Annotated in this window: 23 protein-coding genes; 16 read left to right on the top strand and 7 right to left on the bottom strand. The window is 63.4% G+C overall.

Going from position 1 to position 25937, the window contains the following annotated elements:
* Positions 1-66 precede the first annotated feature (66 nt).
* From rdgB to ntrC, 5 genes are all read left to right on the top strand, one after another.
* Entirely contained in the window at positions 67-690 is a 624-nt protein-coding gene (gene rdgB / locus AC1DSJ_RS18445; RefSeq protein ID WP_054421894.1) for an RdgB/HAM1 family non-canonical purine NTP pyrophosphatase, read from the top strand.
* Positions 691-726: 36 nt separating this feature from the next.
* Positions 727-1947, top strand: coding sequence for a radical SAM family heme chaperone HemW (gene hemW, locus AC1DSJ_RS18440; protein ID WP_054421895.1), 1221 nt, complete (start codon positions 727-729; stop codon positions 1945-1947).
* 184 nt (positions 1948-2131) lie between these two features.
* Positions 2132-3544 carry a type I glutamate--ammonia ligase gene (gene glnA / locus AC1DSJ_RS18435; RefSeq protein WP_476760361.1) on the top strand — a complete coding sequence of 471 codons (1413 nt, stop codon included), beginning with the start codon at positions 2132-2134 and terminating at the stop codon, positions 3542-3544.
* 191 nt (positions 3545-3735) lie between these two features.
* On the top strand, positions 3736-4800 hold the full coding sequence (gene glnL, locus AC1DSJ_RS18430) for a nitrogen regulation protein NR(II) (protein ID WP_046804936.1): 1065 nt from the start codon (positions 3736-3738) through the stop codon (positions 4798-4800).
* Entirely contained in the window at positions 4800-6293 is a 1494-nt protein-coding gene (gene ntrC / locus AC1DSJ_RS18425; RefSeq protein ID WP_441371023.1) for a nitrogen regulation protein NR(I), read from the top strand. The genes glnL and ntrC overlap by 1 nt, the downstream gene beginning before the upstream one ends.
* A 96-nt stretch (positions 6294-6389) precedes the next feature.
* Here the strand turns inward: ntrC and AC1DSJ_RS18420 are convergent, their stop codons facing one another.
* Positions 6390-7304 carry a LysR family transcriptional regulator gene (locus AC1DSJ_RS18420; RefSeq protein ID WP_175169012.1) on the bottom strand — a complete coding sequence of 305 codons (915 nt, stop codon included), beginning with the start codon at positions 7302-7304 and terminating at the stop codon, positions 6390-6392.
* A 171-nt stretch (positions 7305-7475) separates the two neighbouring features.
* Here AC1DSJ_RS18420 and AC1DSJ_RS18415 point away from each other — a divergent pair, with 171 nt between their 5' ends.
* From AC1DSJ_RS18415 to AC1DSJ_RS18405, 3 genes are all read left to right on the top strand, one after another.
* A complete protein-coding gene (locus AC1DSJ_RS18415; protein WP_175169011.1) occupies positions 7476-8174 on the top strand; it encodes a pirin family protein in 699 nt (232 codons plus the stop codon).
* A gap of 109 nt (positions 8175-8283) precedes the next feature.
* Positions 8284-9189: a pirin family protein gene (locus AC1DSJ_RS18410; RefSeq protein ID WP_054421907.1), complete on the top strand. Its 906-nt coding sequence runs from the start codon at positions 8284-8286 to the stop codon at positions 9187-9189.
* An 85-nt stretch (positions 9190-9274) separates the two neighbouring features.
* Positions 9275-10252, top strand: coding sequence for a Bug family tripartite tricarboxylate transporter substrate binding protein (locus AC1DSJ_RS18405; RefSeq protein ID WP_175169009.1), 978 nt, complete (start codon positions 9275-9277; stop codon positions 10250-10252).
* A gap of 108 nt (positions 10253-10360) precedes the next feature.
* Here the strand turns inward: AC1DSJ_RS18405 and AC1DSJ_RS18400 are convergent, their stop codons facing one another.
* The 3 genes from AC1DSJ_RS18400 to AC1DSJ_RS18390 form a co-directional block, all read right to left on the bottom strand.
* Positions 10361-11137 (bottom strand): ABC transporter ATP-binding protein, encoded by a 777-nt coding sequence (locus AC1DSJ_RS18400; RefSeq protein ID WP_441371024.1) that lies wholly within the window; start codon positions 11135-11137, stop codon positions 10361-10363.
* Positions 11138-11142: 5 nt separating this feature from the next.
* Positions 11143-12813 (bottom strand): ABC transporter permease, encoded by a 1671-nt coding sequence (locus tag AC1DSJ_RS18395; protein ID WP_054421912.1) that lies wholly within the window; start codon positions 12811-12813, stop codon positions 11143-11145.
* 114 nt (positions 12814-12927) lie between these two features.
* Positions 12928-13971, bottom strand: a complete 1044-nt coding sequence (locus AC1DSJ_RS18390) for a Fe(3+) ABC transporter substrate-binding protein (RefSeq protein WP_054421913.1) — start codon at positions 13969-13971, stop codon at positions 12928-12930.
* A gap of 341 nt (positions 13972-14312) precedes the next feature.
* Between AC1DSJ_RS18390 and AC1DSJ_RS18385 the strand changes: the two genes are divergently transcribed.
* The gene (locus AC1DSJ_RS18385; RefSeq protein WP_050446870.1) at positions 14313-15089 is read left to right on the top strand and encodes a ferredoxin--NADP reductase; all 777 of its coding nucleotides are present in this window, start codon (positions 14313-14315) and stop codon (positions 15087-15089) included.
* Between the two features lie 79 nt (positions 15090-15168).
* Here AC1DSJ_RS18385 and AC1DSJ_RS18380 read toward each other — a convergent pair whose 3' ends face one another.
* From AC1DSJ_RS18380 to AC1DSJ_RS18370, 3 genes are read right to left on the bottom strand one after another with little or no spacing between them, the layout of a single operon-like run.
* Positions 15169-16134 carry a Bug family tripartite tricarboxylate transporter substrate binding protein gene (locus AC1DSJ_RS18380; protein WP_054421915.1) on the bottom strand — a complete coding sequence of 322 codons (966 nt, stop codon included), beginning with the start codon at positions 16132-16134 and terminating at the stop codon, positions 15169-15171.
* Between the two features lie 45 nt (positions 16135-16179).
* Complete coding sequence (locus AC1DSJ_RS18375) at positions 16180-16569, bottom strand: AtuA-related protein (protein ID WP_476760360.1); 390 nt, start codon at positions 16567-16569, stop codon at positions 16180-16182.
* Positions 16566-17924: an acyclic terpene utilization AtuA family protein gene (locus AC1DSJ_RS18370; RefSeq protein WP_441371025.1), complete on the bottom strand. Its 1359-nt coding sequence runs from the start codon at positions 17922-17924 to the stop codon at positions 16566-16568. Before AC1DSJ_RS18370 ends, AC1DSJ_RS18375 begins: the two co-directional genes overlap by 4 nt.
* Before the next feature lie 99 nt (positions 17925-18023).
* Here AC1DSJ_RS18370 and AC1DSJ_RS18365 point away from each other — a divergent pair, with 99 nt between their 5' ends.
* From AC1DSJ_RS18365 to AC1DSJ_RS18335, 7 genes are all read left to right on the top strand, one after another.
* Complete coding sequence (locus AC1DSJ_RS18365; RefSeq protein ID WP_441371026.1) at positions 18024-18938, top strand: LysR family transcriptional regulator; 915 nt, start codon at positions 18024-18026, stop codon at positions 18936-18938.
* A gap of 108 nt (positions 18939-19046) precedes the next feature.
* Complete coding sequence (locus tag AC1DSJ_RS18360) at positions 19047-19433, top strand: Rid family detoxifying hydrolase (protein ID WP_476760359.1); 387 nt, start codon at positions 19047-19049, stop codon at positions 19431-19433.
* 39 nt (positions 19434-19472) lie between these two features.
* Complete coding sequence (gene recG / locus AC1DSJ_RS18355; protein WP_175169004.1) at positions 19473-21563, top strand: ATP-dependent DNA helicase RecG; 2091 nt, start codon at positions 19473-19475, stop codon at positions 21561-21563.
* An 82-nt stretch (positions 21564-21645) separates the two neighbouring features.
* Positions 21646-22596, top strand: a complete 951-nt coding sequence (locus AC1DSJ_RS18350) for a LysR substrate-binding domain-containing protein (RefSeq protein ID WP_054421931.1) — start codon at positions 21646-21648, stop codon at positions 22594-22596.
* Positions 22597-22638: 42 nt separating this feature from the next.
* Positions 22639-23139, top strand: coding sequence for a Dps family protein (locus AC1DSJ_RS18345; RefSeq protein ID WP_006222203.1), 501 nt, complete (start codon positions 22639-22641; stop codon positions 23137-23139).
* A 251-nt stretch (positions 23140-23390) separates the two neighbouring features.
* Complete coding sequence (locus AC1DSJ_RS18340) at positions 23391-24185, top strand: SDR family NAD(P)-dependent oxidoreductase (RefSeq protein WP_175169516.1); 795 nt, start codon at positions 23391-23393, stop codon at positions 24183-24185.
* Positions 24178-25818 carry an LTA synthase family protein gene (locus tag AC1DSJ_RS18335; RefSeq protein WP_441371027.1) on the top strand — a complete coding sequence of 547 codons (1641 nt, stop codon included), beginning with the start codon at positions 24178-24180 and terminating at the stop codon, positions 25816-25818. The genes AC1DSJ_RS18340 and AC1DSJ_RS18335 overlap by 8 nt, the downstream gene beginning before the upstream one ends.
* The last annotated feature ends 119 nt before the right edge of the window (positions 25819-25937 follow it).

Here is a 25937-nt window from a genome sequence, read left to right as displayed (position 1 = left end):
CCCCCTTGCAAGGTCATGCCCAAAACACCCGCCGCGCGCAGGGCCACGCCCTATACAATTTGCGCTATGACTTCCCCCAAGATTCCCGAATCCCTGCGCCGCATCGTGCTGGCGTCCAACAATGCCGGCAAGTTGCGTGAGTTTTCCGCCTTGTTTGCTCCCCTGGGTATTGAGCTGGTGCCCCAAGGCGAACTCGGCGTGCCGGAAGCCGAAGAGCCGCACGTGACCTTCGTTGAAAACGCGCTGACCAAGGCGCGCCACGCCAGCCGCCTGACCGGGCTGCCCGCGCTGGCCGATGATTCCGGCCTGTGCGTGGCCGCGCTGAACGGCGCGCCCGGCGTCTATTCGGCCCGCTACGCCAAGATGCATGGCGGCGAAAAATCCGATCAAGCCAATAACGCGTTGCTGGTGCAGCACCTGGCCAACGTGGCCGACCGCCGCGCCTGGTATGTGGCCGTGTTGGCACTGGTCCGTTCCGAAAACGACCCGTGCCCGATCATTGGCGAAGGCCTGTGGCACGGCGAGATCATTGATCAGCCCGAAGGCGCCAACGGCTTTGGCTACGATCCGCATTTCTATCTGCCCGACATGGCGCTCACCGCCGCGTCGCTCGACCCCGAAGAAAAGAACCGGGTCAGCCATCGCGCCCGCGCCTTGCGCGAGCTGCTGAGCAAGCTCAGCCAGGCTTGAGGGGCGCGCCCGCCGCGTCCGCCCCAGGAAACCCGCATGTCCATCATCATTCCCATCCGCAACGACATGGGCGCGCCCGCCTCGCGCCTGCGCGTGCCGGCCGGCGCCACGCTTTCGAGCCTGCCGCCGCTCTCTATCTATGTGCACGTGCCGTGGTGTGTGCGCAAGTGCCCGTATTGCGATTTCAATTCCCACGCCGCGCCGGGTGAGATTCCCGAACGCGCCTATCTCGATGCGCTGCGCAGCGATCTTGAGCAGGCGCTGCCGTCCATCTGGGGCCGTCAGGTCGTGTCGGTATTTATTGGCGGCGGCACGCCCAGCCTGCTGTCGTCTGCCGGCCTGGACGAACTGCTGGCCATGCTGCGCGCCTGTCTGAACGTATGGCCCGACGCCGAAATCACCATGGAAGCCAACCCCGGCACCGCCGAGGCCAGCCGGTTCCGTGACTATGCGGCCAGCGGCGTCACGCGTTTCTCGTTGGGCATCCAGAGTTTCGACGACGCCCAGCTGAAGAAGCTGGGGCGCATCCACGATTCGGCGCAAGCCCGCGCCGCGATCGACATGGCGCAACAGGCGGTATCGCGCGTGAACCTGGACATGATGTTCGCCTTGCCGGGGCAGACGCTGGACGCCTGCGTGGCAGACCTGCGCGAAGCCATCTCGTTTGGCACCGAGCATTTGTCGCTGTATCACCTGACGATGGAGCCGAACACGGTCTTCGCCAAGTTTCCGCCCGAAGACTTGCCCGACGACGACACCAGCGCCGCCATGCAGGACGCCGTCGAGGCCGAGCTGGCGGCTGCCGGCCTGGCGCGCTATGAAGTGTCGGCCTACGCCAAGCCCGGCGCCCGCTGCCGGCACAACGTGAACTACTGGGAATTTGGCGACTACCTGGGCATTGGCCCCGGCGCGCACGGCAAACTGTCATTCCATGACCGTATCGTGCGCGAGGCGCGCTTGCGCAGCCCTGACTCCTGGATGCAAGCCGCGATGGCGCGCGACGGCAGTCACGTATCGGAAAGCCGGCAGGTCGGCCCTGACGAGCTGCCGTTCGAATTCATGCTGAACGCGCTGCGGTTGAAAGACGGCGTGCCCAGCACCGCGTTCAATGAGCGCACTGGTTTGTCGCTGGCGGCCATTGCGCACCAATTGGAGGCAGCCTCTAAACGGGGCTTGCTGGACGCTGATCCCACCCGCCTGAAGGCCACGCCATTGGGTTGGCGGTTCCTGAATGACCTTCAGGAAATGTTCCTGTAGTGGTGCAGCACCAAACTGGGGCAATCATGCCCCACTATTTGCACCAAAGTGGTGCTACATTTTTCCATGACCGTGCGGCTTTCCCCGGGGAATCCCGGGGTAAAAACCTGGCACGCTTATTGCTTCCCTCTTTTATGCCAGTCGAGCGGCAAAGCCCTCGACCCTTTTATCTAATGGAGATGACATGGCAAGCCCGAAAGACGTCCTGAAACAGATCGCCGATAACGAAGTCAAATTCGTGGATTTCCGCTTTACCGATACGGTTGGCCGTGAGCATCACGTGTCCGTGCCCACCAGCCAGATCGACGAAGACAAGCTGGAAAGCGGCCAGGCTTTCGACGGTTCGTCGATCCCGGGTTGGAAGGGTATTGAAGCTTCCGACATGCTGCTCATCCCCGATTGCTCCACCGGCAACCTGGACCCGTTCCGCGAAGAGCCGACCCTGATCCTGTCGTGCGACGTTGTCGAACCGTCGGACCTGAAGGGCTATGACCGCGACCCGCGTTCGCTGGCCAAGCGCGCCGAAGCCTACCTGAAGTCCTCCGGCCTGGGCGACACCGCCTACTTTGGTCCGGAACCCGAATTCTTCGTGTTCGACGGCGTGACGTGGAACACCGACATGTCGGGCACGTTCGTCAAGATCAAGTCCGAAGAAGCCTCGTGGTCGACCGGCCTGGAATTCGAAGGCGGCAACACCGGCCATCGTCCCGCAGTCAAGGGCGGCTACTTCCCCGTTCCCCCGGTTGATTCGTTCCAGGACATGCGCTCGGAAATGTGCCTGTTGATGGAACAAATGGGGGTGCCGGTTGAAGTGCACCACCATGAAGTCGCTGGCGCCGGCCAGCTGGAAATCGGCACCAAGTTCAGCACGCTGGTTCAGCGCGCCGACTGGACGCAGATCGTCAAGTACGTCGTGCACAACGTGGCCCACGCCTACGGCAAGACCGCCACGTTCATGCCCAAGCCCATCGTTGGCGACAACGGTTCCGGCATGCACGTGCACCAATCCATCTGGAAGGATGGCCAAAACCTGTTCGCAGGTAACGGCTACGCCGGCCTGTCGGAATTCGCGCTGTACTACATCGGCGGCATCATCAAGCACGCCCGCGCCCTGAACGCCATCACCAACCCGGGCACGAACTCGTACAAGCGTCTGGTTCCGCACTACGAAGCCCCGGTCAAGCTGGCTTATTCGGCCCGCAACCGTTCGGCCTCGATCCGCATTCCGTACGTCGGCAACCCGAAGGGCCGCCGCGTCGAAGCGCGTTTCCCGGACCCCCTGGCCAACCCGTACCTGGCTTTCTCGGCCCTGATGATGGCCGGCCTGGACGGCGTCCAGAACAAGATCCACCCGGGCGAGCCGGCCGACAAGAACCTGTACGACCTGCCGCCGGAAGAAGACGCAAAGATCCCGACCGTGTGCTCCTCGCTGGAACAAGCGCTGGAAGCCCTGGACGCGGACCGCGAATTCCTGACCCGTGGCGGCGTGTTCAGCAACGACATGCTCAACGCCTACATCGACCTGAAGATGGGCGATGTGAATCGTCTGCGCATGACGACGCACCCGGTCGAATTCGACATGTACTACAGCCTCTGATCGTTTAGAGGCTGTGGCGGGGGGGAGCGCGATGATGTAGGCAGAAACCAGGGCCCACACCACGCGCACCACCAGGTCGCGGCTCGACGGTTTGTCCGCCAGGCGATGCCTGGCGGGCAGGGCGCCGGGTTCCGGCGCCGCCGTCGCGGGCGCGTTCCGCTTTCCCCCCTGTCATTCGGGTACGTTGAAAAATGAATGTAGAAGCTCTCGATCTGCTTGCCACGTCCGTTTTCCTGGTCAACGAGCGCGGTCACATTGAGTACGCCAACGCCGCCGCCGAGGATTTGTTCGGCCGCTCGCGCAAGCAACTCTGCGGGCACTCCGCCGCCACGCTGTTCGACACCCCAGAAAACATCCAGTCCTCCATCGACCGCGCCGCCGCCGGCAGGTACGCCGACGTCAGGCAATTAGCCTCGTTGCGCCGCGCCGCCGAGTCCGTCGAAGTCGCCGTCACCACGGTGGGGCTGACCGGCCAACGCTGGCCGGTACTGATCGAAACGCGTGAGATCGAGCAGCGCGTGCTGGCCGACCGCAACCATCGGCTGGTTGATGAAATCGAAGCGCACCGCGAGCTGTTGCGCAACCTTGCACATGAAGTGAAAAACCCCTTGGGCGGTTTGCGCGGCGCCGCGCAATTGCTTGAAGCCGAGCTGCCCAGTGCGGCGCTGGCCGAATACACCCAGGTCATTATTTCCGAAGCCGACCGCTTGCAGGCGCTGGTGGACCGCTTGAGCGGCCCGCAACGTGTGCCGCTGAATGCCCGGCCGGTGAACATCCACGAAATTTGCGAGCGCGTTTGCGCGCTGATTCAGGCCGAGTTCCGCAACGACGTCACGATTTTGCGCGACTACGACGCCTCGGTGCCTGACTTGAAGGGCGACGCCGCCCGCTTGATGCAGGCCGTGCTGAACGTGGCGCGCAACGCCGCGCAAGAACTCGTCGCGCGGCCGCAAGGCCCGCAGACGGAACCCGGCGTGGTCACCTTGCGCACGCGGGTTGCGCGCCAAGTCATGCTGGCGCACCGGCAACACCGGCTGGCGCTGGTGCTGTCCATTATTGATAACGGTCCCGGCGTGCCGGACCATATCCGTGACCGCATTTTCCACCCGCTGGTCACGGCCAGGGCCGGCGGTACCGGGCTGGGCTTGAGCCTGGCCCAGGACTTCGTGCAGCAGCACGGCGGCATCATCGAATTTGAATCCCGACCCGGGCGTACCGAGTTTCGCCTGGTCCTACCGATGGAGCCCGCACACTGATGAAACCCGTATGGATCGTCGACGACGACCAGGCCATCCGCTGGGTCCTCGAAAAGGCCCTGGCCCGCGCTGGTGTCCCCACCCGCAGTTTCTCCCAATCGGCTGACGTGCTGGAAGCGCTGTCGCGCGAAACGCCCGTCGCATTGGTGTCCGATATCCGCATGCCTGGCGGCAATGGTTTGGAGCTGTTGCGCCAGTTGAAAGAACGGCATCCCGGCTTGCCGGTCATTGTGATGACCGCGTTCGCCGACCTGGACAGCACCGTGTCCGCCTTCCAGGGCGGCGCGTTTGATTACCTGGCCAAGCCATTCGACGTGAACGAAGCGGTGGCGTTGATCCAGCGCGCCATGCAGGAATCTGCGCAGCCCGAAACGCCCGAAGGGCAGGGCGAGTCCGCGCAGAACAACGAACGCTGGATGATGACGCAGTCGTCCTCCACCGCGATGCAGGAAGTGTTCCGCGCCATTGGCCGCCTGGCGCAGTCGAAAGTCACGGTGTTGATCACCGGGGAATCGGGCACGGGCAAGGAATTGGTGGCGCGTGCGTTGCACGGCCACGGCGTGCGCGCCAGCGGCCCCTTTGTGGCGCTGAATGCGGCGGCCATTCCGCGTGATCTGCTCGAAGCCGAATTGTTCGGCCACGAGCGGGGCGCGTTTACCGGCGCCAACAACTTGCGCCGCGGCCGCTTCGAGGAAGCCCACGGCGGCACGCTGTTCCTGGATGAAATCGGCGACATGCCGATTGAATTGCAGACGCGTTTGCTGCGTGTGCTGGCCGAAGGCAGCTTCTATCGCGTGGGCGGCGCACAGCCGGTGCGCGTGGACGTGCGCATCGTGGCCGCTACCCACCAGCCGCTTGAGCAGCGCGTTGAACAGGGCTTGTTCCGCGAAGACTTGTTCCACCGCCTGAACGTCATCCGCCTGCGCCTGCCGCCTTTGCGTGAGCGCGTGGAAGACATTCCGGCCCTGGCCCAGCATTTCCTGACCGCCAGCGCCCGCACRCTGGGCGTGCCGGTCAAACGTTTGACGCCGGATGCGTTGGCCGTGCTGACGAAGTTCGACTTCCCCGGCAACGTGCGCCAGCTGGAGAACTTCTGCCATTGGCTGACGGTGATGGCGCCCGGCCAGACGGTAGACCGCCAGGATCTGCCACCGGAAATTCGTGCGCTGGAGCATCAACAGCAAGCCGGCTCGGCGCCGCTGCGTCCGGCGGCGTCCGTGCCCAGCATCGGTACGGTTGTGCAGGCATCATCGGTTGTCGACGACGGCACGCCACGCAACTGGCAAGATTCGTTGCTGCGCGATGCGCAGTACCGCTTGGAACGTGGTGAGCCGGCAGTGATGGCGACGCTGACCCGCCAGTTTGAAAAGATCCTGCTGCAAAGCGCGCTGGACGCCAGCCGCGGCCGCCGCGTGGAAGCCGCATCGCGTTTAGGGATTGGGCGCAATACGATCACGCGCAAACTGCGCGAATTGGGGATCGAGGACGAGTGATAGATGGGGGGCGCGCGGTGCGCATCCCATTCCTATGGGATGACATGGCGCGCTCCACCCACCGCAAGAAAGCAAGCAACCCCCGCGCGAAACCTATCACCCCATTCCCAACAAACTCTCACATAACCGCGGCGATTTCAGCTTCTGCAGCCACCACTTCAGCGCTTCCCCCGGCGCTTCGGCCCGCCAGGCATACGCCACGTGTTCTGTCAGCGCCATGCCCTCATCCGTGTCGCACACCACCAGCAAGCCCTGCGATAAGTACGGCGCGGCCATCGTCAGCGGCAGATAGCCGCAACCCAGCCCGCGCACCTGCGCTTCGATCTTTGCCTGCATCGACGGCATCACCAGCGTGGGTTGATCCGCCAGAATCCCGCGCGATTGCGGCGGCAAATTTCGTGACGTATCGGCCACCACCACCGCGCAGTACTTTGTGATGTCCGCGCGGCTGAGCGGCTGCGGCAGCGACGCTAGCGGATGATGCGCCGCCACGCAGAAACCGAATTGCGTGGTGCCAATAGCCTGCGAACGATACGGCCCGGTCGGCTCCGCATGCGCGCCCGCACCAATGACCAGATCCGCACGGTTGGACGTCAGCGCATCCCAATTTCCGCTTAGCACTTCGCTGGAAAACCGCAGCGTGGTCGCGCTTTCAAGCGTTTGAAATTCATCGATCAAGTCATAGAGGGGCCGCCAGGGCAGCACGGCGCTGACTGCGATGCGCAGTTCCACTTCCCAGCCCGTTGCGATACGTTTGACGCGGCAAGCCAGGTCATCTAACGATTGCAGAACATGCCGCCCGTCTTTCAATAGCGCTTCGCCCGCAGGCGTCAGCAGCGCGCGGTGGCCAGAGCGGTCAAACAGCAACACGTCCAGCCCGTCTTCCAGCTTGCGGATGGAATAGGTCACGGCCGAGGGCACTTTGCCCAGTTCGCGGGCCGCTTTGGCGAAGCTGCCGTGGCGGGCGATGGCGTCGACAAGAATCAGCAGTTCAGGGGTGATCGGTTGCATGGAAGAGGGGTGTTCAAAAAATTTGAATGAACTCGTCAAAATATAGCGCCAAACGCAGGGTTCGGCACGCGCAGAATATCACTCATGCCAGGGATGCAGCGAAACAGGCAGGACAAAAGCCTGAAGCGTTGCACCCGACAATCATTCATATTATTGAAACAGGAGTCCACAATGCTTACGATTCGCCGCGCTGCCGAACGAGGTCACGCCAACCATGGGTGGCTCGATTCGTTTCACACCTTTTCGTTTGCCAACTACTACGACCCGGCTCACATGGGCTTTGGCGCGCTGCGCGTGATCAATGACGACCGCATCGCCGCCGGCCGCGGTTTCGGCACCCACGGCCACCGGGACATGGAGATCATCACCTATGTGCTGGACGGCGCGATTGCGCACAAGGACAGCATGGGCAGCGGCTCGACCATCCAGCCCGGCAACGTGCAGCGGATGAGCGCGGGACGCGGCGTGATGCACTCCGAGTTCAACCCGCTGCCGGATACCGAAACGCACATGCTGCAAATCTGGATCGAGCCCGACGTGACTGGCATTGCCCCGGAATACGAAGAGCGTAGCTTCAGCGATGCGCAAAAGCGTGGCCGTCTGCAAGCGCTGGTGTCGCCCGATGGTGAAGATGGTTCGATGAAGATCCATCAAGATGCGCGGCTGTATGGCGGCCTGTTCGATGGTGATGAATCCGCCACGCTGAACCTGGCGGCCGGCCGCCGTTCCTGGATCCATGTGGCCCGGGGCAGCATCGTCGTCAACGGCACCGAGCTGTCCACCGGCGACGCCGTGGCGATCACGGACGAAAGCCGTGTCGAGCTGTCGGGTGGCAAGCAGGCCGAAGTGCTGGTGTTTGACTTGGCGTAAGCCCACGTGCCGGGCGGATACGATCCGCCCGGCACGATTGCGTTTTGGCCATCTGGCCGTGACTGAGATTTAAGATGGCCATTGGCCTATTCATGCGGAGCGCTACAACATGTCTACCTTGTCCGAAGCAGGCGAAAACCAAATCGAAACCATTGTGGTGCCGCGCACCAGCGACCTGGGCGGTTTCTCCGTCCGGCGCGCCATTCCGTCGGCGCAGCGCCGCAGCGTCGGGCCGTTCGTATTCCTGGACCACATGGGGCCGGCGGATTTTGATATCGGTTCGGGCATTGACGTGCGTCCGCACCCGCATATCGGGCTGTCCACCGTCACGTATCTGTATGAAGGGTCGATGGTGCACCGCGACGGCGTGGGCCATACGCAAACCATCCTGCCGGGCGAAGTGAATTGGATGACGGCGGGCCGTGGCATCGTCCACTCGGAACGTTCGTCGCCGGAAAGCCGGCTTGCGCCGCAGCGCCTCTGTGGCCTGCAGATTTGGGTGGGCCTGCCCAAGCAGCACGAAGAAACGGACCCGGGCTTCACGCATTACGGTTTGGACGCGCAGCCGGTGATTGAAGGCGAGGGCGTGCGCGCGCAGGTCGTGGCGGGTTCGCTGTTTGGCAAGACGTCGTCGGTGAAGACGCTGTCGCCGCTGTTCTATGGCGACCTGCAATTGCAAGCGGGCGCCACCACCGTTCTGCCGGCCGAATTCGAAGAACGCGCCGCGTATCTGGCGCAAGGCACGGTCGAGATCGACGGGCAAGAGTTTGAAAGCGGCCGCCTGGTGGTTTTCGCGCCGGGCCGCCCGGTGCAGATCCGCGCCAAGACGGCCGCGCGCTTTGCGTTGATTGGCGGCGAACCCTTGGACGGCCCGCGCTTTGTCTGGTGGAACTTCGTGTCCAGCAGCAAGGACCGCATCGAACAGGCCAAGCAAGACTGGCAGCGCACCCGCTTCGACCAGGTGGTGCCGGGCGATGAAACCGAGTTCATTCCGCTGCCCGAAGCCCGGGCGTAATGATGCCGCGTTAATCTGCTGCCGCGCGCGCTCGCGCGGCAGTATCATGCGCCTCCAAACCTTCATAACAACAGGATGGAGACTCATGCATCGCCACACGTTCAACCTTGCGCGCGGCCTGGCCGCGCTTGCGCTTATTCAAGGCGCATCCACCGCGCTTGCCGCCGGTTACCCGGCCAAGCCCATCACCTTTATCGTGCCCTATACGGCAGGCGGCACCACCGATCTGGTGGCGCGCACGGCCGGGCAGAAAGTGGCCGAAAAACTGGGCCAGCCCGTCATCGTTGAAAACCGCCCTGGCGCGGGCGGCAACATCGGCATGGACGCCGTGGCCAAGGCCGCGCCGGACGGCTACACGATCGGCTTTGGCGCGATCTCGACCAATGCGCTCAATCCCTTCGTCTACCCGAAGATGCCGTTCGACCCCACGAAGGATTTCACGGGCGTCAGCATGTTGGGCGCGTCGTCGGTCGTGCTKGAAACCGGCCCCGCGCTGAAGGTGGACAGCGTCAAGGATCTGGTTGCCTACGCCAAGCAGCATCCCGGCACCTCGTTCGGCACGCCCGGCACGGGCACGTCCATGCATTTGGCGGGCGTCATGTTCGACCAGCTGACGGGCGCAGGCATGCAGCACATTCCGTACAAAGGCAGCGCGCAAGCGTTGAACGATTTGTTGGGCGGGCACTTGCCCGTGATGTTCGACAACCTGCCTGCATCGCTGCCGCACATCAAGGCGGGCAAGGTGCATCCGTTGGCGGTCACGGGCAGCAAGCGCGCACCGGCTTTGCCGGATGTGCCCACGCTGGCTGAGCTGGGTTACTCGGGCGCTGTTGTAGACCCGTGGTTTGCGGTGTATGGCCCGGCGAACATGTCGCCAGAGGCCACGCGCGCGTTGAGCGAGGCCTTCCAATGGGCGCTGGCGCTGCCCGAAGTGAAAGACAAGCTGGAGCAGGCGGGCTTCATGCCCTACGGGTCCAGCCCGGAAGAAGTTCAGCGCTTGACCGCCAGCCAGTACGAGTCGTTCAAGGCCCTGTCGCAGAAGGTGAAGCTGTCGGCGGACTGATGCCGCCAAGGCCTGAACACACACACGAATTGAATTGCCCCCGGAACTTGGACCTGGACCCAACGTTCGGGGGGCAGTTCAAATCGCAGATTCGCAATTGCTGACTCTCTAGCGGCCGCGGGCAAACGCTTGCTCGCGCCGTTCTTCCAACGCTTCGCGGCGGATGAAGTCACGCACGAAATCGTTGCTGGGGTGGTGATGCAGGTTGTAGGGCGTGTCCCATTGCGCGATGCAACCCTTGCTCATCACCCCGATGCGGTCGGCAATGGCGAAGGCTTCGGCCTGGTTGTGCGTGACCAGGATGGCGGTGTGGCCGGTGGTCTTGAGGATGTCGCGCACTTCGAACGCCAAACGTTCACGCGTGTCCACATCCAGATTCGAAAACGGCTCGTCCAGCAGCAAGAGATCGGGCGAGGGCGCCAAGGCCCGCGCCAGCGCCACGCGCTGTTGCTGCCCGCCCGAAATCTCATGCGGATAACTGTTGGCCGCATGGGCCAAGCCCACCAGCGTCAGCATTTCGTCGACGCGGCGAGCGCGCTCGGGGCGCGCCAGCTTACGCAGCCCGAAGGCCACGTTCAGCGCCACCGTCAGGTGGGGGAACAGCGCGTAGTCCTGGAACATCATGCCCACGCGGCGCAATTCCGGCGCAACTTGTTCGCTCGGCGAAGAGATGACCGTGCCATCCAGCAGGATGCGCCCGGCGCGCACGGGCTCAAATCCGGCGATGGCGCGCAGCACGGTGGTCTTGCCGCAGCCGGATTCGCCCAGCAGGCAGCCGATGTGGCCGGCCGGCAAGCCCAGTGACAAATCCTGCACCACGGGTTTCAGCCCGGCGGGCGTCTCGTAGGCGAGGGAAAGGCGGTCGATTTCTAACAGATCGGGCACGATGATCAATGTCCCATTTTCAGATTGGTGCGCGCCAGCAAGATGACGGGCAAGAGGCCGGCCAGCACGATCGCCAGCGCCGCGACGGCGCCTTCCTCGTACGTGCCGCGCGCGGCTTCGGCGTAGAGCCACGTCGCCAGCGTGTCGAAATTCATGGGGCGCAGCAGCAGCGTTGCCGGCAATTCCTTCATGGCGTCCACGAACACCAGCAGGGCGCTGGCGGCCAGCGCGGGCCGCAACAGGGGCAGGTGAACGCGGCGCAGGGTGCCGGCAGAGCTTTCGCCCAACAGGCGCGAGGCCTGTTCAAGCGACGGCGGAATGCGCGCCAGCCCGGCTTCCAGCGCGCCAGTGGAAATGGCCAGAAAGCGAATCACATAAGCGCAGACCAGCGCAGCCATTGAGCCCATCAGGAACAGGCCCGTGCCGCCGAATACTTTGGCCACAGCGGTGTCGATCCACACGAAGGGGGTCAACAGCCCGATGGCCAGCACGGTCCCAGGCACCGCGTAGCCCAAGCTGGCGATACGCGCGCAGGCACGCGCCGGGTTGAAGCTGGCGCTTTCGCGCAAGGTGCGCCCGGCCCAAGCCACAATCAGCCCGCAAATCAAGGTGACGATGGTGGCGCTGAACGCCACGATCAGCGTGTTGCTCAAGCCGTTGATCAACTGGTCCGACACGCCGCCCACCAGGTGCAGGCGCTTGTAGGTTTCATAGATCAGGTACGCGGCAGGGGCGACGAAACCGATCACCACGGGAATCCAGCCCAGCAAGGCGGCAATGCCTGCCGCAACACCGTGCAGGCGGCGCGGCTGCATCGGGCGCATGCGCTGCGTGTTGGCATAGCGTTGGCGTTTGCGGCCATGGCGTTCCAGCATGATCAGGCCGATCACAATCGCCAGCATCGTCAGCGCAATCTGCGCCGCGCCCGCCAGATCCGATCGCGTGACCCACGTGGTGTAGACCGACACCGTCAACGTCTGCACGCCCAGAAATTCGGACGCGCCGATATCGTTCAGCGTTTCCAGCAACGCCAGGCTGACGCCCACGACGATGGCAGGCCGCGCCAAGGGCAGGGCGACGCGGAAGAAGACGGCCACCCGGCCAGCGCCCAAGGTGCGCGCGGCTTCAAGCAGGCTGGCCGCTTGCGTCATGAACATAACGCGGGTGCTCAGGTAAACGTACGGATACAGCACGAAGCCCAGCACGAAGATCGCGCCGTAGATGGACCGCAGATCAGGCAAGCGGAACTGGCGCGGGCTGTCATAGCCCAGCAGCGCGCGGATGGCGGTCTGGATCGGGCCAATGGGGTGCAGCAGGTCCAGGTAGGCAAACGCGATGATGTAGGTTGGCACTGCCAGCGGCAGCAGCAGCGCCCAGGTCAGGATGCGGCGGGTCGGGAAGTCGTAAGCGGTGACCAGCCAGGCGGCCCCCGTGCCCAGCAACGTCACCATCACGCCCACGCCGGCCAGCAGCATTGCGGTGTTGGCCAGTGCGTGGGGCAACACGTAGGTCGCCAGATGCTGCCAGTGGGCCAATTCGCCGCCCAGCGCCCACCAGGCCAGCGTCAGCACCGGGGCCAGGACGGCCAGCGCAATCAGTCCAGCGCCTGTCAGCCAGCCAGCGCCGCGTTCAGTCCAGCGCAAACGCAGCGGCCGGGGCAAAGATTCAGTGTGCATGCTTCAAGGTCGATTGCATCAATGGCAAGGCCTGTTCCCTTCAAAGGAAGGGAACAGGCCCAATACTGCCTCATGGTTACGTCACGCCAAGGGGCGTGACGCGCCACGGGTCGATCAGTTGTCGAAGCCGACCTTGTCCACCAATTCGCTGGCTTGCTTGCGATGCTTGGCGATCTCGGTCAGGGGCAGCGGATCAACCTTCAATTCGCCAAAGCTGGCGATGACGGGGTCCAGCTTCACGCCCTTGCGGACGGGGTATTCGTAGTTGGCTTGGGCGTACAGCGCTTGGGCGGGTTCCGACACCAGGAAGTCCAGCAGCTTGATGGCGTTGGCCTTGTGCGGCGCGTGGGCGGCAACGGCGGCGCCGCTGACGTTCACGTGCGTGCCGCCGCTTTTCTCATTGGCGAACGTCGGGCGGATGACCTTGATGGCGTCGCCCCACTTGCGGGCGTCGGTGCCGGCTTCGGCGTTCTTCATGTGGCCGACATAGTAGGCGTTGGCCAGGCCGATGTCGCAGATGCCGCCCAGGATGTCACGGGCCACGTCACGGTCGCCGCCTGCCGCCTTGCGGGCCAGGTTGGCTTTCACGCCACGCAACCACTTTTCAGTGGCTTCGGCGCCGTCATGCGCGATCATCGACGCGACCATGGCGGTGTTGTAGGGGTGTTGGCCCGAACGGATGCAAACCTTGCCCTTCCACTTCGGGTCGGCCAAGTCTTCGTAGCGGAAGGACTCCAGCTTCAAGTCCTTTTCCACATACAGCACGCGGTCGCGCAGCGACAGCGCAAACCACTTGCCGTCAGCGCCGCGCAGGTTGGCGGGGATCACGGATTCCAGGGTTTCGGACTTGATCGGCTGGGTCACGCCGCCATCCACCAGGTCCAGCAGGTTACCGATGTCCACCGTCATCAGCACGTCGGCGGGCGACTTCGAACCCTCAGCCTTGACGCGTTCCAGCAGACCGTCCTTGACGAAGACGGTATTGACCTTGATGCCGCTTTCCTTCGTGAACGCATCCAGCAGCGGCTGGATCAGCTTGGGTTCCCGGGTGGTGTACAGGCTGACTTCTTCGGCGGCGTTGGCCGAAACGGTGAAGGCGGCGGCGCCTGCCAGCGCCAGGGCGCGCAGCAGCGAATTCAATTGGGGACGCTTGGTCATGTCGGAAACTCCGGCTAGGGCTGCAAGGGGCGCACCCCTTGCCAATGCTGAAAGTGCTTGAAAAGCGGTCTGCTAACGAAAACGATTATCAACTGAGACCGCGACAATAACAGGAAGCATTGCGCTGTTCAACTTTTCGTCAGCATGACCGCAGGAGGGGGTTCAGAAGCTTGATCCCTATCAATTCGGCATAAGCGTATTACGGAATAATGAGAGCAATTCCCATCGAGACCCTGTAGAATAGGGCTTACCCTAATGCCGGCCGCGTCTTTTGTGCGGCGCGGAACGACCACGCGGCGCCCTCGGGCTCACACCCGGAAGCCGCCCTAACTGAATTCGACATGGCTGCTTTCAACACTGAGCGCGTACTTAGCGTGCACCACTGGAACGACACCCTGTTTTCCTTTACCACGACGCGTGACGCGGCCTTGCGGTTCCACAACGGCCACTTCGTCATGATCGGCCTGGAAGTTGAAGGCAAGCCCTTGTTGCGCGCCTACAGCATCGCCAGCGCCAACTATGAAGAGAACCTCGAGTTCCTCAGCATCAAGGTGCAGAACGGCCCGCTGACGTCGCGGCTGCAGCATCTGAAAGAAGGCGACACCATCCTCGTCAGCCGCAAGCCGGTTGGCACGCTGGTCGTCGACGACTTGAAGCCCGGCAAGCATCTGTTCCTGTTTGGCACGGGCACGGGCCTGGCGCCGTTCATGAGCATCATCAAAGACCCGGACATCTACGAACGTTTCGACAAGGTCATTCTGGTGCACGGCGTGCGTTGGGTCAGCGAACTGGCCTACGCCGACTTCATCGAAAAAGAACTGCCGAACAACGAATTCTTTGGCGACGTGGTGCGCGACAAGCTCGTCTACTACCCGACCGTTACGCGCGAACCGTTCCGCAACCAGGGCCGCATTACGGAACTGATGGAAAACGGCAAGCTGTGCGACGACATCGGCATCCCGCAAATCAACCCCGAAACCGACCGCGCCATGATCTGCGGCAGCCCGCATATGCTGGCTGACATCAGCGCCATGCTGGACAAGCGCGGCTTCACGGTGTCGCCGGGCGTGGGCCAGCCGGGTGACTACGTGGTTGAACGCGCGTTCGTGGACAAATAAGTCACCGTCTTGCGCTAGTAAAAAGCCCCATCGCATGCGATGGGGCTTTTTTATGCCCGTCAGCTGGAAACGATGGCGATCATTCCGGCTGGATGCCGGCCTTCTTGATGATGTCGCCCCACTTCTTCGATTCGGCCTGCTGGAACGTGGCCAGTTCGTCCGGGGTGGACGTGGCAGCGTCCGTGCCGGTCTGCGCGTAGAACTGCTGCGCAGGCTTCGTCTTGGTCGCGTTCACCAGCAGCTCGTTCAGGCGCTTCACCACGTCAGGCGGCGTGCCGGCCGGGGCGTAGGCCGCAAACCAATAGCCCATCTCGTATCCCGGCACGCCGGCTTCGGCGATGGTCGGCACGTCCGGCGCCAGCGGCGAGCGGGCTACACCGGTCACGCCCAGCGCGCGCAGCTTGCCGGACTTGACTTGCGGCAGGCCGGTGGCGGTGTCGGTGATCATCATGTCGATCTGGCCGCCCAGCAGGTCGGTGACCGCCAGCGGATTGCTCTTGTACGGCACATGCAGCAATTGCACGCCGGCCATCTGTTGCAGCAGTTCGCCTGCGATGCGGCTGCTGGAGCTGCCGCTGCCAAAGCTCAGCTTGCCGGGTGACTGCTTGGCCTGGGCCAGAAATTCGCCCACGGTCTTGGCCTGCGAGTTCGGGTTCACGACCATGATCTGGCCGCCTTTGCCCAGCAGCGAGATCGGCGCAAAGTCCTTCACGGGTTGATACGTCAGCGTCTTGTACAGATGCTCGTTGGCGGCGTGCGTGGTGTTGGTCGTGATCAGCACGGTATAGCCGTCGGGCGCGGCGCGCGCACCGGCAGCCGCGCCGATCATGGCGCTGGCGCCCGGTTTGTTTTCGATCACCACGGCTTGGCCGGTCTGCTCGGTGACGCCCTGGCCGATGGCGCGGCCGATCTGGTCGGTGGCGCTGCCGGCCGCAAACGGCACGATGAACGTGATGGGCTTGGCCGGAAAGTTCTGCGCCATGGCGGTCAGGGGCAGGGCGGCGGCCAGCAGCAGGGCCAGACGGCCCTTGGAAGAAATGCGCATGTTGTGTGTCTCCTGTGGTGTTTTTTTATGGTCGGGCGGGGAGTATCAGGCGGCCGCGGGGCGGTCGCCGGGTATGTCTGGCAGGCGGGCGGCCAGTTCTGCGCTGACCTCCACCGTCAGGTCCAGCAATCGGAAGGACAGGCTCTTGCCGTGCGTGTCCAGATTCAGCGCATCGTTCACGCCGCCGTCCAGCACGCCTTCCAGCACGAAATTCATGGCGTGCAGCGTGGGCAGCAGGTAGCGCGTTACGCGCGTGGGGTGGCGGTACGCGAACCAATCGGCGACGCGGGCTTCGGTGACTTGTGYGGTCAGCACGTCGTAGCACTCGGGGTCCCAGGCGATCAGGCTCAGGTTCGAGATGTTGCCCTTGTCTCCCGAGCGGCTGTGGCCCAGGCGATACAGCGGTACTTTTTGCGTGTGGGGGGCGCGGGTCATGACGCGATTTCCTCCAGGAGTTTCCAGCCGCTTTGCACGGCGTCGCGGGGGATGGTGCAAGACAGCATGTTCAAACGCGGCCGCAACGCGGTGCGCACGCCGCCGCCGCCTGCCGGGCCGCAGGTGTACAGCGCGTTCACTTCGCGCAAAATGCGTTCGGCCTGGGCGCGATCGGCGTGTTCGCCGGCCAGGCGCAGGCGCACATCGCGGGCGTGCGAGTCAGGCTGGGCGCGGCGCATTTCACCGGCGTCGTCGCCCAGGATGCTGATCGCGCCGATCAAATCCGCGCGCAGTTTGAAGGTCGAACCCAGCCGCTTCTGGACAATGTCCGCAGCCAGGCGTGCCCGGGCTTCAGCTTGCACCCCTGCGTAGGAAATTTCCGCTTCGGCCAGCCAGCCACCCCGATAGCAGACGTTGACCTTCAATTCGGCGGGCCGCGCGTGGCCGGTGATGCCATGCACCGCCACCCGGTTGCCGCCCAGCTCGACGACGCGCGCCTGGCTCAGGTCGGCCACGACGTCGGGCGTCAGATAGCGCGCGGGGTCGTGGACTTCATATAGCAGCTGTTCCTTCACCGTGCGGGCATCCACCACACCACCGGTGTTGGCCGCCTTGCCGATAACGAATTCGCCGTCGGCATCGATCTCAGCAATGGGGAAACCTGCCGCGTGGACGTCGGGCACATCCTTCAGGCCCGGCACGCAGAAGTAGCCGCCGGTGACTTGCAGGCCGCATTCCAGCATATGGCCCGCCATGGTCGCTCGGCCCAGGCGCGGCCAATCGGCGGCGTCCCAGCCAAAGTGCGCCATGGCCGGGCCGAGCGTCAGGGAAGGGTCCGCAACGCGTCCCGCCACCACGATTTGCGCCCCGGCCGCCAAGGCTTCGGCGATTTCGGTCGCGCCCAGATACGCCGTGGCGCTGACGACTTCTTGCCCTGCCAGCCCGGCGCCCAAACGGTCTTGCAGCAGGGCGCGCTGCTCGGGCGTGTTCAAGGCATCGCCATGCACGACGGCGATGCGCGGCACGGGCAGGCCTTGTTCGCGGGCAATCGCGGCAATGCGCCGGGCCGCCGCTGCGGGGTTGGCTGCGCCGAAATTGCTGACGATGTTGATGCCATGGCGCAGGCAATCCGCCAGCACGGGCGATACCAGTTCGTCCAGCAGCGGCTCGTAGCCCCGATCGGGGTCGTCGTTGCGCGCGAGTTGCGCCAGCGCCAGCGTGCGTTCGGCCAGGGTTTCGAATATCAGCGTGCCGCCGCCCTGGGCAGCCAGGGTGCGCACCACGTCGGCGGCGCCGTCGGTTCGGTCGCCAGAGAATCCTGACGCGCAGCCGATAAGCAGAGGGGTTTGAGGCATAGGGGAGTCCAGTCGGGCCTTGCGGGTGTCGAGGCCACTATAGGCACCTGCCGATCATCAGTAAAATAGAAAAATCGGATCAATTGATAGAAGAAAGCCATGAATCTATCTGCACGCCAACTCCGCGCCTTTGTGGCGCTGGCTGAAGAACGGCATTTCACGCGTGCCGCGCAGCGCTGCCACCTGACGCAGCCCGCATTCAGCGCGCTGATCCGATCCCTGGAAGACACCGCCGGGCTGCGCCTTTTCGACCGAAGTACCCGCCATGTCGAACTGACGGCCGAAGGCCGTGTGCTGGACGCGTCCGCGCGCAGACTTCTGGCGGATATGGATCTCGTCATGGAAGACCTGCGCGACCACGCCGCCCGACGCCGTGGCCGCGTGGAGCTGGCGGCGCTACCGTCATTGGCGGCCGGCTGGCTGCCCAATCTGCTGGCGCGCTTCAGCAATGAGCACCCCGGCATCGTGCTGGATCTGCGCGACGCCTTGCTGGAACCTTGTCTGAATATGGTGCAAAGCGGGCAGGTCGACTTCGCGGTGGCGTCGCGGCGGGCGGACATGACGGACTTGGACAGCGAATTTCTGCACGCCGACCGCTACTTTCTGGTGTGCCGCGCCGATCATCCGTTGGCCGCGCAAAAATCAGTGCGCTTGCGCGATATCGTCCGCCACCCCGTCATTCAGCTTGCGCGCGGCAGCAGTGTGCGCAAACATCTGGACGAGGCTTTCGGCGCCGATGCGCCATCGCCGGTCTTCGAAGTCGAACACTTGGCCACCGTAACCGGGCTGGTGCGAGCCGGATTGGGCGTGTCTGTCGTGCCAGCCATGACGCTTTTTCATTTCGCCAGCGACGATCTGCGCGTGGTGCCATTGGCCGGCCGTGCGTTGACTCGGCCCCTCTATCTGGTGCAGCGCAAAGGCCGCAGCTTGTCGGTCGCGGCCCAAGCGCTGGTGGATTTGCTGATCACCCATCGCGGTGATATCGGCGGCGCCGGCCATCAGGCAGAGGCATGAAACCGGGATTCATTCGTCCCTGCGTCATCCGGCCACTTTCGCAAACGTCTATTGCTAGATAAACTTCGATAGTTGTAGCTTCTATCCGTCACCTGAAGGATTCCGCCCATGAGCAAGCAAATCATCCATACCRACGCCGCACCCGCCGCCGTTGGCCCTTACTCGCAAGCGGTTGCCGTTACCGGCACCAAGACTGTTTACCTTTCGGGCCAGATCGGCCTGGAGCCCGGCACCGGCGATCTGGTCTCTGAAAACTTTGACGCGCAAGTGCGTCAGGCCTTTGCCAACATGCAGGCCGTTATCACCGAAGCTGGCGGCACGCTGGACAACGTGGTCAAGCTGACCTTGTTCCTGACTGATCTGGGCAAGTTCACCGCCGCCAACTCGATCATGGCCGAGATCATTCCGCAGCCGTTCCCGGCACGCTCCACCATCGGTGTGGCCAGCCTGCCCAAGGGCGCGCAGTTCGAAGTCGAAGCCATTCTGGTCCTGTAAGGCGCACCCGGACGGTCAAGCCCAGAGGTTCGTTTCTTCATGCCGGCCGCGGCAGTGGCTTCCAAGCGACCCGGCGCTGATACCAAAGGCGCCGGCAAACCGATGACGGATACCGAGCGCAAGCTTCGGAATCTGGGCTTGGTGCTGCCCGAGGACTTCGTGCTGCACCTGCCGCTGCGCTACGAAGACGAAACCCGCATCATCCCGATCAGTTCGCTGCGCCCGGGCTTTGCTGGCCAGGTCGAAGGCGAGATCACGAAATCCGAGGTGCAGTACCGGCCTCGGCGTCAGCTCACCGCCACCTTGGCGGATGAAACGGGCGAACTCCAATTGCGCTGGCTGAATTTCTACCCCAGCCAGCAAAAGCAGATCGCGGTGGGCAAGCGGTTGCGCGCTCGCGGTGAAGTCCGCGGCGGTCTCTTTGGCCGCCAGATGGTGCACCCCCGCATGACCAATGCGGACGCGCCGCTGCCCACGGCGCTGACCCCGGTCTATCCCACAACAGAAGGGCTGCCGCAGCTGCCGCTGCGCCGCGCCATCGCGCAAGCGCTGGATCGCGCGGATTTGTCCGACACCTTGCCGGACGAAGCCCGCGCCCGCTACGACCTGCCTCCCTTTGAACCCGCTATCCGTGCGCTGCATACGCCGGCACAAGGCGAATCCGAACAAGCGCTGCTGGACCGCGTCCACCCCGCCTGGCGCCGCATCAAATTCGACGAGCTGCTGGCGCAGCAGTTGTCGCTAGCCGCCGCGCGCGCCGCCCGTCGCATCAAGGAAGCCGAATCGCTACCGGTGCGCAACGAGGCCGGCGGCCTGGTCGCCAAGCTATACGCCAACCTGCCATTCAAGTTAACGGCCGCGCAGGAACGCGTGGTGCAGGAAATTTCTGCCGACCTGGCCAAGCCGTACCCCATGCATCGCCTGTTGCAGGGCGACGTCGGCAGCGGCAAAACGGTCGTGGCCGCCATCGCCGCCGCCCAGGCGATTGCCGGCGGCGCCCAAGTGGCGTTGATGGCGCCCACCGAAATTCTGGCCGAGCAACACTTCCGCAAGCTGGTCTCGTGGCTGCAGCCGCTGGGCATCAACGTCGCGTGGTTAAGCGGCAGCCTTACCGCCAAAGCGCGCCGTGAAGCGGCCGCCGCTGCGGCAGACGGCAGCGTGCAGCTCGTCGTCGGCACGCAAGCCATCATTCAAGACCACGTTGAATTCCATCGGCTGGGTCTGTCCATCGTCGACGAGCAACACCGTTTCGGCGTTGGCCAACGGTTGGCGCTGACGAAGAAGGGCGAGACCGTGCGCGGCCGCATCGTGCCGCATCAGCTGAACATGAGCGCCACGCCCATTCCGCGCACCTTGGCGATGACGTTCTTTGCCGACCTGGACGTTTCCGTCATCGACGAACTGCCGCCGGGCCGCACGCCCGTGCTGACCAAGCTCGTGTCTGACGCACGGCGCGAAGAAGTCATCGCCCACGTCGCGCAGGCGGCGCGTGGCGGGCAGCAAGTGTATTGGGTCTGTCCGCTGGTTGAAGAAAGCGAGGCGCTGGAACTGCAAACCGCCGTCGACACCTACGAAGGCATGCGCGTTGACTTGCCCGACCTGCGCATCGGCTTGGTCCACGGCCGGCTGCCCCAAGCGGAAAAAGCCGCCGTCATGCAGGCCTTCCGCGAAGGCGAGGTCGACCTGCTGGTTGCCACCACCGTCATCGAAGTTGGGGTGGACGTGCCCAATGCATCGCTGATGGTCATCGAGCACGCCGAACGCTTCGGCCTGGCTCAGTTGCACCAGCTGCGCGGCCGGGTAGGGCGCGGCACCGCCGAGTCTGTCTGTGTATTGCTTTACCAAACGCCGCTGTCGCAAGTCGCGCGCGAACGGCTGCGCGCCATGTTCGAAACGTCGGACGGCTTCGAGATTGCCCGGCGCGACCTGGAACAGCGCGGTCCCGGCGAATTCCTGGGCACCCGCCAGTCCGGCATGGCGCTATTGCGCTTCGCCGACCTGGAGACGGATGCCGCCATCGCCGAAGACGCCCGCGACGCCGCCGTATGGCTGCGCGCCGAACACCCGGCCGCCGTCGAGGCGCACCTGGCGCGCTGGATGCGCGGCCGCGAAGACTTCTTACGGACCTGACGCCATGCGGCCCGTCCATCACCTGAATCATTTAAGCGCGGGCCAAAACACCCGCGCACAACCCCCGGGGGCGTAGTCCACCATGACTCTCACCGAACTCAAGTACATCGTCGCGGTTGCGCGCGAACGGCATTTCGGCCGCGCAGCCGAGGCCTGTTTCGTCAGCCAGCCCACGCTGTCTGTCGCGATACGCAAGCTGGAAGACGAACTGGGCGTGACGCTGTTTGAGCGCGGCGGCGCCGAGGTGGGCGTCACCCCCATCGGCCAGCGCATCGTCGCGCAGGCGCAGAAAGTGCTGGAAGAAAGCGCCAGCATCAAAGAGATCGCGCGGCAGGGCCACGACCCGCTGGCCGGCCCCTTGCGCGTCGGCGTCATCCACACCATTGGGCCGTACCTGTTGCCCAAGCTGGTGCCGGTGCAAATCGGCCGCACCCCGCAAATGCCGCTGCTGCTGCAAGAAAACTTCACCGTCCGCCTGGTGGAGCTGCTGCGGCAGGGGGAAATCGACTGCGCCATCATGGCGTTGCCGCTACCCGAAGCCGGCCTGGTCATGCAGCCGCTGTACGACGAACCCTTCATCGTCGCAGTGCCCAACGACCACGAACTGGCGCAGCGCAAATCCATCGACGCCCAAGACCTGAAGCAGCAGACCATGCTGCTCTTGGGCAGCGGCCATTGCTTCCGCGATCAAGTATTGGAAGTGTGCCCGGAACTGTCACGCTTCTCGGCCGCCAGCGATGGTATCCAGCGCACCTTCGAAGGGTCTTCGCTGGAAACCATCCGCCACATGGTCGCGGCCGGCATCGGCGTCACGGTCTTGCCGGTGACGGCTGTGCCTGAGCATCCGCCCAGCAACAGTCTGCTGCGCTACCTGCCGTTTGAGGGCCACGTGCCTGAACGCCGGGTGGTGCTTGCATGGCGCCGCAGCTTCCCCCGCCTGGCCGCCATCGAAGCACTGGCGCAAGCCGTTTATGAATGCGAATTGCCCGGCGTCAAAATGCTGGCCGATGAAGTCGCAGCCGTGCAAGATTGATGCAGTAGTATCTTCACTCGTACTTTTACTAAGGAGCTAGCAATGGCCAAGTCCACCAAGAAGACCCCGAGCGTTCCGCGCATCAACATCGGCATTTCGGACAAGGACCGCGCCGCCGTCGCCGGCGAATTGTCCAAGCTGCTTGCCGACTCGTACACGCTGTACCTGATGACGCACAACTTCCACTGGAACGTCACGGGGCCCATGTTCAACACGCTGCACCTGATGTTCATGACGCAGTACACGGAAGAGTGGAACGCGCTGGACAGCATCGCAGAACGCATTCGCGCGCTGGGTCACTACGCGCCGGGCACGTATCGCGAGTACTCGAAGCTGTCGTCGATCGCCGAGCCGGAATCAGTGCCGGAAGCGCTGGAAATGGTGCGCTTGTTGGTCAGCGCCAATGAGTCGGTCGCCAAGACCGCGCGTGCGGCTTTTGAGAAGGCCGATGCGGCGAATGACCAGCCGACCGCGGATCTGTTGACGCAGCGGCTGGATGTGCATGAGAAGAATGCGTGGATGTTGCGTAGCTTATTGCAATAAATCGATCGATTGATCGCTTACAATGGCCGGCCATCTTCCCATCCGGGGAGATGGCCGTAACTTTGTGAACACCCCGATAATGGCCGCCGAAAGGCGGCCATGTCCATGTAACCGTGCCACAGATCACGCCTACATTCGCTATACGTCTTGCCTTTACCCAGATGGCCCGCGCCTTCGCCGCGCGGGCTTCGCGTGCCCTGCCGCTTCACCGCACCCCCCATTGGCCTCCGCGCCAACTCAGTCCCCCAAGCATGAACACCACCGATAGCCAAGAGCCCGGTTTTCCGCGCTGCGTTCTCATCACCGGCGCAACCGGAGGCATCGGCGGGGCGCTTGCGCTGGAATACGCCAGCGCCGGCGCCAAAACCCTGATCCTGCAAGGCCGCAACGCCGCTCGTCTCCAAGAACTGGCCGACCGTTGCGGCGCGCTGGGCGCGCGCGTCATCACGTATGAACTTGACGTGCGCGATCACGACGCCCTCTTGGCGTGGTTGGCCAAGGTCTGCGAAACCGAAATGCCCACCTTGGTGGTCGCCAACGCAGGCGTCAACATCAACACGGGGCCGGACGGGCAGGGCGAGGACTGGCAAGACGTCCATCGCCTTTTGGACGTAAACGTCAAAGCCGTCTTCGCCACCGTCCACGGCGTGCTGCCCACCATGCGTCGCTTGGGGCATGGACAGATTGCATTGATCAGTTCGTTGGCCGCGTGGAGAGGCCTGCCGGAAACCCCCAGCTACAGCGCCAGCAAGGCCGCGGTGAAGGTATACGGCGAAGCCATGCGCGACGCGCTTGCCGGTGAAGGCATCAAGTTCAACGTCGTCATGCCGGGGTACGTGGAATCACAAATGTGCTTCGACATGCCTGGTCCCAAGCCGTTTTTGTGGAAAGCGGATAAAGCGGCCAGGGTGATTCGCCGTGGATTGCAGCGGAATAGGGCGAGGATCAGTTTTCCGTTTCCGCTGAATCTGGGGTGCTTCCTGCTGTCGGTGATCCATCCGGCCGTGTCGGGGTGGATACTGAAGAGGATGGGCTACGGTGATTGACGCATTCTGGATCCCGCTGCTGCCGCCTTATCTGATTGGGTTGGTGCTGTCGTTTGCGGTGGAGGCGTTGTTGACGCCCAGACCTGTTGCGCCCTGGCGGAGGCCGATGGCGGCGGTGGGCGTTCATGTGGGGGGGTGGACGCTGGCGTTTGCGCTGGAGCTGATGCTGTTTAGACGGCCGTATTTTGCGGTGGCTAATGTGCTGGCGATCGAGTTGTTGATTGTGTTGGTGAGTAATGCGAAGTTTAAGGCGCTGAAAGAGCCGTTTGTTTATCCGGATTTTGAGTATTTCATGGATGCCATCAAACATCCGCGGCTCTATTTGCCCTTCTTCGGAGTGGGGCGTGCTCTTGCAGCGGGGGGCGGGTACGGCGCTGCGCTTTGGGCTGGATTAGCGCTGGAAGACTCCATAACCGCTGGCGCCGGGGTGTGGCTTGTTTCGTTCGCGGATTTGCCGCAAGAGCACACGTTCGATCCTACGGCGCCGCTTGTGCCTTTCTTGCTCCATTCCCTATGCCTGGCCGCCGCAGGGTTAGCCATAGCGCTAACAACTGGTCGAAGAGTTCAGGTGTCTTTTGAGGCGGTGCACGACTTGAAGACATCGGGCCTGATAGGTAGCGTATGGGCATACGGAAGGGCGGAGCGGGCGTCTTCCGATAGCGTGCGAAAACGCGCGCCTTTTGCAAGCACTGCAAGCCCTCCACCACAGGCGGGCACGTTACCAGACATAGTGGTCATACAAAGCGAGTCATTTTTCGATGCGCGGCAAGCGTATGGCCACTTGAGAACTGATCTACTCCCGAATTTCGATCAGCTCAGGGGAGAGGCGGTGCAGTACGGTGCGCTTGATGTGCCGGCTTGGGGCGCGAATACCGTCCGCACGGAATTTGGCTTTCTCTCAGGGATGGCGGGAGCCGACTTGGGCATTCATCGCTACAACCCCTATCGCCGACTGGCAGCCGACGGATTTCCAACGCTGGCTTCCCACCTGAAGGCTCAGGGTTATCGGACGATATGTGTGCATCCCTATCATCGTAGCTTTTACAACCGCGACAGAGTGCTGCCAAAGATGGGCTTCGATGAGTTCATCGGCCTCGACGCCTTCGCAGACGCCGTGTGTGATGGTCCGTATGTGGGCGACCGTGTCCTAGGCCAGCGCGTGCTGCAACTGCTGGGGGACCGCCCTGGTCATCCTCTATATATCCACGTGATAACAATGGAAAACCATGGTCCATTGCACTGGGAAGCCACTAACGAAGACGATGCGCGCAACGTCCTTCGCGAAGAGTTGCCAAACGATTGTGGGGACTTGATCGCGTATGCGCGTCATCTGCGCAACGCTGACGAGATGTTTGGAGACCTACGTGCGGAACTGCTGGTTCGTGGGCACCCAGCAGCGCTATGCATCTTCGGAGACCATGTTCCGATCATGCCGCAGGTTTACAGGCAACTGGGCGAGCCGGCCGGTACGACGGACTACCTGATGTGGACTACCCAACGGGCTGAGGTTCCGCGGCGTCAAGACTGCAATGTCGCCGAGCTTGCAGCCGCTTGTCTAGCCGCCGCGCAGCAGTTGTCGATGTGTGAACCCTCTGCGCAAGTCCGGCCCAACGCTAATACGCTGTTATCGTAGATACTATACATTTTGAAATATTCAGTTATTTCTGCTGTATTTTGGTGACAAGGTACAGGACTAATCGGGGCCCAACCAGTACAATCCTTGCGCCGCATAGCGTTCTACATGGAAAGAGA

The sequence above is a fragment of the Achromobacter sp. 01N37 genome, from assembly GCF_056399725.1.
The sequence above is the reverse complement of the archived record's forward strand: the minus strand, read 5'-3'. Positions and strand labels throughout refer to the sequence as shown.